The organism is Leptotrichia sp. OH3620_COT-345, from assembly GCF_003932895.1.
GTDB lineage: Bacteria > Fusobacteriota > Fusobacteriia > Fusobacteriales > Leptotrichiaceae > Pseudoleptotrichia.
In genome coordinates this window covers 140,218-152,274 of record NZ_RQYW01000002.1, presented here as the reverse complement: position 1 = coordinate 152,274, position 12,057 = coordinate 140,218, and the positions used below count along the sequence as shown (strand labels likewise).

Annotated in this window: 8 protein-coding genes; all 8 read left to right on the top strand. The window is 29.6% G+C overall.

Annotated features, from left to right (window positions below; translation table 11 throughout):
* The first annotated feature begins 340 nt into the window (after window positions 1–340).
* The 8 genes from pth (at window position 341) to EII29_RS01855 (ending at window position 12,038) form a co-directional block, all read left to right on the top strand.
* Window positions 341–907: an aminoacyl-tRNA hydrolase gene (pth, locus tag EII29_RS01890; RefSeq protein ID WP_125235845.1), complete on the top strand. Its 567-nt coding sequence runs from the start codon at window positions 341–343 to the stop codon at window positions 905–907.
* Window positions 908–1,461: 554 nt separating this feature from the next.
* On the top strand, window positions 1,462–1,839 hold the full coding sequence (locus EII29_RS01885; RefSeq protein WP_125235844.1) for a hypothetical protein: 378 nt from the start codon (window positions 1,462–1,464) through the stop codon (window positions 1,837–1,839).
* Between the two features lie 72 nt (window positions 1,840–1,911).
* Entirely contained in the window at window positions 1,912–2,781 is an 870-nt protein-coding gene (locus tag EII29_RS01880; RefSeq protein ID WP_125235843.1) for an RluA family pseudouridine synthase, read from the top strand.
* A 58-nt stretch (window positions 2,782–2,839) separates the two neighbouring features.
* Window positions 2,840–4,429, top strand: a complete 1,590-nt coding sequence (locus EII29_RS01875; protein ID WP_125235842.1) for an AMP-binding protein — start codon at window positions 2,840–2,842, stop codon at window positions 4,427–4,429.
* A 334-nt stretch (window positions 4,430–4,763) separates the two neighbouring features.
* Window positions 4,764–5,771 carry a type I glyceraldehyde-3-phosphate dehydrogenase gene (gene gap / locus EII29_RS01870; protein WP_125235841.1) on the top strand — a complete coding sequence of 336 codons (1,008 nt, stop codon included), beginning with the start codon at window positions 4,764–4,766 and terminating at the stop codon, window positions 5,769–5,771.
* Between the two features lie 1,109 nt (window positions 5,772–6,880).
* On the top strand, window positions 6,881–8,164 hold the full coding sequence (locus EII29_RS01865; RefSeq protein ID WP_125235840.1) for an autotransporter outer membrane beta-barrel domain-containing protein: 1,284 nt from the start codon (window positions 6,881–6,883) through the stop codon (window positions 8,162–8,164).
* Between the two features lie 506 nt (window positions 8,165–8,670).
* The gene (locus tag EII29_RS01860) at window positions 8,671–10,878 is read left to right on the top strand and encodes a glucose PTS transporter subunit IIA (RefSeq protein ID WP_125235839.1); all 2,208 of its coding nucleotides are present in this window, start codon (window positions 8,671–8,673) and stop codon (window positions 10,876–10,878) included.
* Between the two features lie 74 nt (window positions 10,879–10,952).
* Window positions 10,953–12,038: a glycerol dehydrogenase gene (locus EII29_RS01855; RefSeq protein WP_125235838.1), complete on the top strand. Its 1,086-nt coding sequence runs from the start codon at window positions 10,953–10,955 to the stop codon at window positions 12,036–12,038.
* The last annotated feature ends 19 nt before the right edge of the window (window positions 12,039–12,057 follow it).

Below are 12,057 nucleotides of genomic sequence, written 5' to 3'. Positions count from 1 at the left end.
AACATGAAAAATATTGTTAAACTTAGGATCTCTTAAAGTTGTTGAATTTTTTAATCTCCATAGATATTACAGAGACTAAATATTAAATCAGAGGAAAATTTATATAAAGCGGAAAATTCCATAAAAGAAATGAATTAATTTTATTTTTTATGGAATTTTTGCTTTTTTATTGAATGTTAAATATGCTATAATTATTTAAAATAATAAGGCTATTTCATAAAGTATAAAAATATATCAAATTATAAAATTTTATTTTATATCCATTATTTACAGCTAGTAAGATTATCTTTAAATTATGAAATGGCTTGATATTAATATAAAAATAAATGAAAGGTGAAAAATGAAACTAATTGTCGGATTAGGAAATCCCGGAGAACAGTATAAACTTACGAGACATAATATCGGTTTTATATTTATAGATGAATATTTAAAAGAGAATAGGATAAATGATATAAGAGAGAAATATAAGTCTGAGTTTATCCAGACAAATTATAAAGGGGATAAAGTATTTTATCAGAAACCGCTTACATTTATGAATTCAAGTGGAGAGGCTATAGGAGAAGCAGTAAGATTTTTTAAAATCAATCCTGAAACCGAACTTTTTGTTATTTATGATGATATGGATATGGAATTTGGAAAAATAAAAATAAGAAAAAACGGAAGAGCAGCTGGACATAACGGAATAAAATCCATAATCAGTCATGTAGGCGAAAAATTTATAAGGATAAAATACGGTATAGGAAAACCTGAATCAAAAGATAAGACAATAGGATATGTTCTGGGGAAATTCACTCCTGATGAAAAAGATGTGTTAAAAGAAAGCAGAAAGAAAATTTTCAGTTTAATAGATGATATTAAAGACGAAATGTCTATTGAAAGATTAATGAACAAATATAATACGAAATAACTGAATTCCGGAAGAACAATCCTGAAAAAATATTAAAGATACAAATCCTTTGTATTTGTATTTCGAGAAATAAAACTATATGCTCTTAATCAAAATTTTGGAACGTATTGTATTTTTCCTTTCTAAAAACATAGTCTCAGTAATATTGATAAACAAATTCCTAAAATCAAAATAAAAAAATTCAGAGAATGTAAAAATTTAAATACTGAAACTATAAGTAAAAAATTATTTTTAGGAATTATTTAGGAAAAATAAGGATTGGAGTAAAGTATAAAAGTAAAAAATATTTTGAATCCGGTTTAAATTCGGGAAAAATGCGATAAAGAAAATTATTAAAGCTGTTATATTTAAATTAAAAAATCCTTTCTGACCGGAGTTTTTATTTATTTTATTATAAAAACAGTGAAATAAACAGAAGAAACATAAAATAAATCATAACTTGTTATAAGGTGAAAAATAATGTAAAATTAACTGAAAAATAAATAATAAAGAGGGATTGAAATGGCAAAAATAAGTGTTGAAAGTAGATGCGGTTTAGACATGGAAATAATATTATGAGGGTAAATTTAATTTTAAATGAAATAAAAATAGCAAATGTAAAGTATAGACAGAAACTGAAAAAAACATTAAAAGAGGGTATTTATGAAATACAGGGGCAATATTTTATATTTAAAAGCAGAGGAATTTCAGTAAATGTAAATAAACCTCAAACTAATTTACAGATAAAAATCAACAATATGGTAACAGTTATATTTATTCTAATAAATATAATTACAATTTTAATGCCTATTTTATTCGTGCTGAATCTGAAAATTATGGAAAGTTCAAATATAGCGACATTGTTTATAGGGATTGGACTGATTTCGACGATGATAAATATTTTAAATTGGTTGTTGCTCGTATTAAATGTAATTGGAATGATTGAAGTGTAATAAACTTAATAAATATCATAAATTAACCGAAATAAAGTCTTGGGAAAAATAAAAAATATATAAAGGAAAAACATGAAAAAATTTAAACTTGAAAAACAGTACCACAGAATGAAAATATCTCAATATTTAAGAGAAGTGCAAAATTATTCAGGAAGAAGTTTAAGAAATGTAGAGGTTTTTTTAAATGGGAAACAAGTAAGAACGACCAAAAAACTTCCATCAGGAGGAATACTGAAAGTAATTGAAAAAAGTAAAGTAACAGATATAAAGCCGATAAAACTTGACTTGGATATAGTATATGAAGATGCTGACTTGCTCATTGTAAATAAAGAACCGTTTTTACTGACACATCCTACACAGAAAAAAGCGGATTTTACACTTGCAAACGGGATAGTCCATTATTTTAAAGAAAAATACGGAGAAGAAAGAATACCGAGATTTTATAATAGGTTGGATATGAATACATCAGGACTTATAATTATTGCTAAAAACAGTTTTGCTCAAGCATTTCTTCAAAATTTTTCAATTTTTGAAAAAAAATATCTGGCAATAGTTGACGGTATTATGGAAATCGGTAATGAAATTATAATTGAAAAACCCATTTATAGAGATGGGGATAAGTTGGAAAGGATAATAGACGAAAGAGGGCAGTATGCAAAAACGGCTATAAGATTTTTAAAAAAATATGACGAAAAAAATGTCACATTAGTCGAATGTGAACTATTTACAGGGAGAACTCATCAAATAAGAGTGCATTTAAGGTCCGTAGGGCATCCGATAATAGGAGATGAGCTTTACGGTAAAGGGATAAATCCTGAAAAAGGTATAAAAAGACAATTTCTCCATGCTTACAAAGTAAGGTTCACTCATCCGTCAAAAAATGAAGAAATTGAGTTGGAAATACCCATATCTGAAGATATGAAAAAATTTCTTGAAAGGTAAAAATAAAATTAAAATATGGTTTTGGGAATAGATAGTAATTTCAGAAAGGATGTTTAATATGACAATAATTAATAAAATTAAAGAATTACGGGAAAAATATCCTTATAAAACAGCATTAGTCGATATAAAAACAGGAAATAAACTTACTTTCAGTCATATGGACATAAAATCTGACCGGATTTGTACATATTTTGAAAAAAATGGATTTAAAAAAGGAGATAAAATTGTAATTTTTATGCCTATAGGATTGGAATTTTATCTTATTTTAATGGCGATTTTTAAAATGGGATTGGTAGCGGTAATAATAGAAGCTGATAAAGAAATGGAATGTGTGGACAGATATTGCGGTGCAGTTTCCGCTGAAGGCATATTAGCCGACAGGATAACACTTTTTAAAGGGATTTTATTAAAAAATATAAGAAAAATAAAGAAAAAAATCAACTATAAAAAAATGATTGAAAGCTCTGAAACTTTACCTGTAATTGTAAAGAAAAAGCCTAAAAAATATGAAAAAGAAGAAAAGGAAATAAATGAAAACAGTCTTGCGTTAATAAAATTTAGAGATATAACAGATATAGGAGAAAAAATTTTTAAAACCATTATGGGTACTCATGGATTTTTATTGGGGCAGTATAACGTTTTGGAAAGAAATATGAGATTTAATAAAGAGACAAAAGTTTATTCATTATCACCTCTGTTTATTCTTTCGCACATGCTTACAGGAGTAACAACTTTTATTTCCGATGTGGATTTGAATAATTTTGAGAAGACGGAATACGGAGATGTAGTAAAACAAATCAATGAAAATAATATACAGAATATAATATTGCCTGTGATAATATTTGAAAATCTAGCTGAATATGCTTTAAAGAAAAATATAATATTTAAAAATGTACAGACAGCATATATTACAGGAGCGTCTGTGTTTCCGAAAATTATGAAGAAAATAAAAAAAATCTTTATAAATGCTGAAATAAAAGTGTTTTATGAGATTTCGGGAGTTGAGCCGGTTTCTGTACTGAATTTTGAAGATATTACTAAAGAAGATTTGGAAAAGATGAAAGACGGTAAAGGCTTAATAATAGGAGAAAAAGTAAAAGAAATAGAGTTTGAAATAAAAGAAACTGAAAAAGAAGTTGATGAAGAAAGTGATTCTAAAGAATTAAAAAATACTGACAGAGAAAATAAATCAACTAAAAATACATGGGAACAAACAGGAGAGATATTTGTCAGAGGAGAACATATATTGAAAGGAAACTCGAATACGGATGAAAATAAAAATAGAAAATGGCATAAAACAGGAGTTTCAGGATATGTTGATGATAAGAAGCGGTTAATATTATTAGGAAAAATTGAAAGTAAAATAGATATAGAAGGAAAGGAGTATTATCCTTTAGCTATAGAAACAGCATTTTCTTTTTGTAAAGCAGTCAAAAAATCTGCTTTAATTTCAAAAGATGATAAGTTTTATCTTGTTTTAGAAAGAAATCCCGAATTTACAGGAAATATTGAAGAAAATCCGGAAATAAAGGAATTAAGCAAGAAATTCGGAATATTTAAAATAATTGAAGAAAAAATACCTGTGAATAAAAATTGTAGTGGTGAAGCTGACTCGAAAAAACTGAAAGAGTTAATCGACAAAATATAATTTGAAAATTTATAATATTTATGAATATTTAAATGTTATTGAAGATTTTACGGATATAAAAAATTAAGTATTTTTAAAAGAGGAATTCATTTTCATTTTAAAAGTACAGGATATTAATGATGTCTTCTCAGGTTTGAATCACTTAAAAATTTGATGAAAAATATTTTTATTCTATAACTTTACAGAATGAAATTTTTAAAAGCTATATAAAAGGAAAAATGGAAATTGAAAGTGAAATTTGTTAAAAGAAAAACTTCAAATTTTAAATGAATTGTGATATACTTAACTTGTAAACAAATTATGTTATATAAAAATTTTAGGAGGTAATAGTAATATGGCAGTTAAAGTAGCAATTAACGGATTTGGGAGAATAGGTAGATTAGCATTGAGATTAATGGCTGATAATCCTGAATTTGATGTAGTCGCAATTAATGATTTGACAGATACTGCAATGCTTGCACATTTATTCAAATATGATACGACTCAAGGAAGATTTAATGGGGAAATTCAAGTAAAAGAAGGGGCTTTCGTTGTAAACGGAAAAGAAATCAAAACTTTTGCAAATGCAGATCCGGCTCAATTACCATGGGGAGAATTAGGAGTAGATGTAGTATTAGAATGTACAGGATTCTTCACTTCTAAAGAAAAAGCGGAATTACATATTAAAGCAGGAGCTAAAAAAGTAGTTATATCGGCACCTGGTTCAGGAGAAATGAAAACAGTTGTATTTAATGTAAACCACACTATTTTAGACGGAACGGAAACGGTACTGTCAGCAGCTTCATGTACGACTAACTGTCTTGCACCGATGGCTAAAGTATTAAATGATAAATTTGGAATAGTTGGAGGGTCAATGACTACTATCCACGCTTATACAGGAGATCAGAATACACTTGATGCTCCACACAGAAAAAATGATTTCAGAAGAGCAAGAGCGGCGGCAGCAAATATAGTTCCTAATACTACAGGAGCAGCAAAAGCTATAGGACTTGTAATACCGGAATTAGCAGGAAAACTTGACGGAGCAGCTCAAAGAGTACCTGTACCTACTGGATCATTAACAGAATTAGTAACTGTTTTAGGTAAAAAAGTTACTAAAGATGAAATTAATGCAGCTATGAAAGAAGCTTCAAATGAATCATTCGGATATACTGAAGAAGAACTTGTATCTTCAGATATAGTTGGAATTCATTTCGGTTCATTGTTTGATGCAACTCAGACAAAAGTTATTGAAAGTGGAGATCAGCAATTAGTTAAAACAGTTTCATGGTATGACAATGAAATGTCTTACACTGCTCAATTAGTAAGAACATTAAAATACTTTGTTGAAATAGCGAAATAGTTAATTTGAAAAGATAAAATCGGTTGAGAAATTAACCGATTTTTTTATTTACATAATTTTTTCTTTCCATGGGGCTTTATCGTTATTCTTATACTCTAGTTACTGACTTCAAAATTCATTTCTCATAAATATTCATTATGTTTGAAAAACAGTAAATTTAATTTTCAGAAAATTGCTTTCCTGTTCGGCAAAATTTTATATTCTTTTAAAAAAGTTTGAATGCCGGAGAATAAAGATAAATAAAGTAATTTTAGGTAAAAATTAAAGAATGCATACTATAGAAGTGTACGACATAACGGAAAATATAGGAAATATAGGGACAATAGAAGTAGAAGATAACATAATGTTATAAGGATATATAGGAGCTAAAAGGAATATATCGATAGAAGAAATTAAAAGAAAAATATATATAAAAGCTTCTCAGAGCAAAATAATGATAGATAATAAAAGTGTGAAGGCAAGAATAGTTTTAATATTTAATTTGAATTCGGGGGAGAATAGAAGAAGGGCATTAAAGAAGGTTATAAAGTGTTGAAAGAAGGAGCTAATATAGAAAGAATAGGAAGCTTCATAAAAGGCATATTAAAAGACAGAAGTTTTTTTGAGAGCTTTGAAGAAGAGAAAAGACAATAAATATAAATGGGTATACTGTTTAAGAAATCGAATTTGGGAAGAGTGTCGGAAGGAATAGAACTAAGTATCAAAAGAGCAAAACAAAGAATATGAATGAATATTTACAACACATAACGACAAATATAAGAGCAGGACGGAGTGGTAAAGTAAAGAAAGAGGAAAATTACATATTAAACAAAAAACAGTAGTCTACAGTCTTAAGAAAGAATTTAAATTCATTTTTTATAATAAAATATTAAGAGAAGGTATAAATTAAATGAAAATTTTTAATAATAAAATTGTATATTGAAATAAATACTCAATATACTTGTTATTCAGATATATTTATAATTTTTATTTATGTATATAAATGAATTTTTAAGAGTAAGAAAGAAATTTGACACTTTATGAAAGTTGGGGTATAATATAAAGCAATGAAAAATAAGACAAAAGAAAGTTAAATGTAACAAATTACAAAATAATTTAGGAGGTAACAAATGAAAAAAATATTATTATTAGGAGCAATAATTGCCAGTGTAAATGCTTATTCATTGTCATTTAATGGAGTTTCTACAGGTAGTGGTTCGAGTTATTCAGGAGGAACTATAAGTACAAGTGCAGGAATATTTTCAGGAAATGTTACAATTAATGCAGGAGATTTTACTCTAACATTAAATCCTACTGATAGAATTACAGCAGGAACATCTGTAACTGTAGCACCGGGAGCAAATTTTAAAGTAGTTAATTCAAGCGGTACGGTAATAGGAACAATAACAGGAGGGAATACTTTTAATTTTACAAATCAAGTAACGGGAAGTGATACGTCATTTAATACATTGCCTGCACCGTCGCCGTCACCATCACCTTCTCCAAACCCAACGCCTACACCAACCCCGATACCGGGAACACCGACTACAAAAGTTTATATACCTAGATCAAAAGTTGATTTGGAATTGACTAAAAATATAACTTCAAGCGGATTCAAAAGTTTGGAAGACGCACAGAATAACAACGGAACAGGCTTAGATATCCAATATATAGGAGGAGCAGGACGTTATACTGATAACTCTCAAGTTATAAAATATGATTCAAAAAGTAACGGAGTAGCATTAATAGGAACTAAAAGCTTCGGAAACTTCACATTAGGAGGAGGATTCGGATATCAAAAATCAAAAGTAAAATATAAAGAAACATTTGACGGTATAAAAGAAAACTTGGATTCTTACCAATTTATGTTAAGTGGAAAATATAATTTTACTGAAAATGTTGATTTGGCAAGTGTATTGACATATTCACACAACAGTCATAAATATGAAAATAGAAATAAAGTAGCTATTGAAGGAACTAAATTTAATTCAAATATTATTGATTTTCAAACAAGATTCGGATCCAAATTCAGTGGAAATACTGGTTATGTAAAACCTTATATAGGATTGGGAGTAACGAGAGTTGAAGAAGGGGCAATAGATAAATTAAATGCCTCAAAAGCGAGAGGAACAAGTGGAAATGCAAATGTAGGAGTATATGGACAAGTTGCATTGGGATCAGCAGTTGATTTATTCGGAAATGTAGAATATGAACATAGATTTAACAGAAAATCTTATCATAGAGATAGAGATGTAAAAGACGGATCAAAAATAGAAGGATTGGATTATGATAGCGGAATGAAATTAGGATTGGGATTGAAATATAAATTCTCCAAATTCAATATGACAACAGCTTATGAATTGAATGACAATAAAAACAATGTATTTAAAGTAGGATTCGGAGCGGAATTCTAAGAACGGCTAATAATCTTAATCAATTTTATATGGGCACTTTCACTTGTTTTATGAAGTGAAAGTGTCTTTTTATATAAAAAATTATCAGAATAATTTTTATTTAATCCTATAAATTTATAAACTTTTACTCCGGAACCGGAAAAATCATTTCTTTATAAAACTTGGTAAAAATAATAATTTTTAATTTTTTAAAATGTATGTTGCTTATAGTATAGAAGTATTTTTGATTTATAAAATGATCCTTAAGCGGTAAAGCCAAGAAAAATTAAAAAAATATTATAAAAAAATAACTATATTTAAAAATGCAAAAATATGCAAATTTTAGAATAAAATTTTTAATAATTAAATTAATATACATTCTTTGTAATATAATAATGCAAAAATATGCAAAAGTTTACTTGACTTTTCCGAAAATAGAGTTATAATAAAAATAAAATGAAATAAAAAGAAACTAATCGAAATAAAAATGCTGTTATTAAATATTTTTATTATAAATGGAGGAAATTATGGAAAAAATTAAAAAGGAAAACCACGTTTTTTCAACATTACAAAGTATAGGAAGGTCGTTTTTCCTGCCGGTATCTATTTTGCCTGTTGCGGGATTATTACTTGGATTAGGAGCTTCATTTACCAATCCAAAAACTATAGCATCATATAATCTGGAGTGGTTGCTTGCTCCGGGGACACCGTTAAGTTACGTTTTAACTATAATGAGCGGAGTAGGAGGTGCAATATTTGCAAATTTACCTTTAATATTTGCTATGGCAATTGCATTCGGAATGTCAAAAAAAGAAAGAGGAGTAGCGGTACTTTCAGCTGCCCTGTCATTTATAATAATGCATGTTACAATAAAAAATTTACTTATTTTTAATGGAACTATTACAGCAGACGGTCAGGTAGCTGAAAGAGTTCTGAGCGGAGCTGTAAGTATGGTTTTAGGAATACAGACATTGGAAATGGGAGTGTTTGGAGGGATTGTTGTAGGATTGGGAGTAGCTGCACTTCATAACAGGTTTTACAAAATAAAATTACCTGCGGCGGTTTCATTTTTTGCAGGAGTGAGATTTGTGCCTATTGTGTGTACTTTTGCATATATCGGGATCGGATTTATAGCTTTTCTTGTATGGCCGTTTATCCAACAGGGGATATTTTCCATAGGAAGAGTTGTTACCGGATCAGGAGATATAGGAATATTTATTTTCGGATTTATGGAAAGAATACTCATACCTTTCGGGCTTCATCATATATGGTATATTCCATTCTGGCAGACAGGTCTTGGAGGAAGTATGATGGTAGACGGTCAGTTGATTCAGGGAGCACAGAATATCTTTTTTGCGGAGTTGGCATCTAAAAATACTACACGTTTCAGTATAGAAGCTGCAAAATTTATGACAGGTAAATATTCATTTATGATGGCGGGATTACCGGGAGCGGCTTTGGCAATGTATCATTGTGCAAAACCGTCCAAGAAAAAAGTAGTGGGAGGATTACTTCTGTCAGCTGCATTGACAAGTTTTCTTACGGGAATAACAGAACCTATTGAATTTACATTTTTATTTGTTGCTCCTATAGTATTTGTAGTACATTGTATTTTTGCAGGAATTTCCTTTGTGTTAATGAGTGTGCTGAATATAGCCATTGGTACGACTTTTTCCTGTGGCCTTATAGATTTTACATTGTATGGATTGTTACAGGGAAATGCAAAAACGAATTGGGTTATGTTGCTACCTGTGTTTGTACTTTATTTTGTATTGTATTATATGTTTTTTAGATTTGTCATACTGAAATGGGATTTAAAAACACCGGGAAGAGAAGATGAAGATGTGGAAACGAAACTTTATACAAAAAATGACTATAATGCAATGAGAGAAGAAAGAAAAAAAGGCATGGTTATGGAAGATACAATTTCTCAGTCTATTATAGAGGGTCTGGGAGGATTGGATAACTTCAGTGATTTGACATGCTGTGCAACAAGGCTTAGAATAAAAGCGAATAATCTTGATTTGATAAACGACTCATTATTGAAACAGACCGGAGCAATGGGGGTTATAAAAAAAGGAAATGGAATACAGGTAGTATACGGTCCTACAGTTTCAGTAATAAAAAGTAATCTGGAAGAATATATAGAAAAAATAAAAGAACATGGAATGGAGTCATCTTTTGCAGATAAAGAGACATCTAAAAATATGAATATAAATGTTTTAGGATTATGTGAAGACTGTACAGTGGAAAATAAAGATTCTCTTGAAGAAATTAATAAAGTGATTTCTCCGTTTAAAGGAAGAATAATAGATATTGAAAATATTCAAGATAAAATATTCAGTGCTAAAGTTTTAGGTGACGGTTTTGCAGTGGAAATTGAAAGTGACGAAATAATTGCTCCGATAGACGGAAAAATAATAAATATTTATTCAACCGAGCATGCCTTTATTTTAGAAGATAATTACGGACATAAAATATTAATTCATATCGGACTGGGAACAGTAAGTCTAAATGGTAAAGGTATAAAAGTGCTTAAAAAATTAGGAGATTCTGTAAAACAGGGAGAAAAAATAGCTGAAATAGATAGAAAAGCTATTATGGAAGCCGGATACTCCTTAGTTTCTCCTGTAACGTTTTTAAATGTGAATAAATCCAAATACGGTATACAGGTCGATAAGGAAGGAATGGTCGAACAGGGAGAAGAAGCAATAATTTTTGTAACAAAAAAATAATTGATAAATTTGTAAATAAAAGGTATAATTAATCAGAGATTAAATAAAAAAATAACAAGATGGGGAGTGATTTTATGAGCAAAATTATCAATGCACCTACAAAATATATACAAGGTGCAAATGAAATTGCCAATCTGGCAAAATACTACAAGGTAAAGGGAAACAGCTCTGCTTATATACTTGCAGATAAGTTTATATTTGACAATTTTAAGCAAAAAATAGCTGAAAGCTTTGAGAAAGAAAACATACCTTATCATATGGAGGTATTCGGTGGAGAATGTTCTCAAAAAGAAATTGACAGAAACATTGAGATACTTAAAACTAAGAAGTGTGATGTTCTTCTGGGAATAGGAGGAGGTAAAACTCTTGATGCAGCAAAAGCCATTGCTTATTATGAAAATATTCCTGTGCTTATAGTTCCTACTATAGCTTCTACAGACGCACCGTGCAGTGCATTATCAGTTGTATATACTCCTGAGGGAGAATTTGAAAAATATCTTTTCCTCAGATCCAATCCTGATATGGTTATAATGGATACGGACATTATTGTAAATGCTCCCGTAAGACTTCTTGTAGCAGGGATTGGAGATGCTCTTTCCACTTATTTTGAGGCAAAGGCTTGTGTAGATTCCAATGCTACATCAATTGCAGGAGGTAAAGCTACAAAAGCGGCTCTTGCTATAGCTGAATTATGCCTGAATACATTGTTTGAAGACGGTCTTAAAGCTAAAATAGCAGTGGAAAACAAAGTGTGTTCAAAAGCAGTGGAAAACATAATAGAAGCTAATACATATTTAAGCGGTATAGGATTTGAAAGTGGAGGACTTGCAGCTGCCCATGCAATACATAACGGTCTTACAATACTTGAAGAGGGACATCATATGTATCATGGAGAAAAAGTAGCTTTTGGAACTATAACTCAGATGGTCCTTGAAAATAGACCTCTTGAAGAAATAAATGAAGTGGTGGAACTGTGTAAAAGCATAGGGCTGCCTACTACATTGGAGCAACTCGGACTGGGAAGTGTATCAAAAGAAAGACTTTATAAAGTGGCACAAGCAAGTACGGTAGAAGGTGAAACAATCCATAATATGCCTTTTAAAGTTACAGCTGATGATGTTTATGCTGCAATACTGGTTGCGGATAAACTGGGAAAATGATACAGCTTTTGTAAAAAAT

Excerpts from the sequence above, each read along its gene's own strand:
- pth (WP_125235845.1), top strand. The coding sequence starts at position 341 with ATGAAACTAATTGTCGGATTAGGAAATCCCGGAGAACAGTATAAACTT.
- EII29_RS01885 (WP_125235844.1), top strand. The coding sequence starts at position 1,462 with ATGAGGGTAAATTTAATTTTAAATGAAATAAAAATAGCAAATGTAAAG.
- EII29_RS01880 (WP_125235843.1), top strand. The coding sequence starts at position 1,912 with ATGAAAAAATTTAAACTTGAAAAACAGTACCACAGAATGAAAATATCT.
- EII29_RS01875 (WP_125235842.1), top strand. The coding sequence starts at position 2,840 with ATGACAATAATTAATAAAATTAAAGAATTACGGGAAAAATATCCTTAT.
- gap (WP_125235841.1), top strand. The coding sequence starts at position 4,764 with ATGGCAGTTAAAGTAGCAATTAACGGATTTGGGAGAATAGGTAGATTA.
- EII29_RS01865 (WP_125235840.1), top strand. The coding sequence starts at position 6,881 with ATGAAAAAAATATTATTATTAGGAGCAATAATTGCCAGTGTAAATGCT.
- EII29_RS01860 (WP_125235839.1), top strand. The coding sequence starts at position 8,671 with ATGGAAAAAATTAAAAAGGAAAACCACGTTTTTTCAACATTACAAAGT.
- EII29_RS01855 (WP_125235838.1), top strand. The coding sequence starts at position 10,953 with ATGAGCAAAATTATCAATGCACCTACAAAATATATACAAGGTGCAAAT.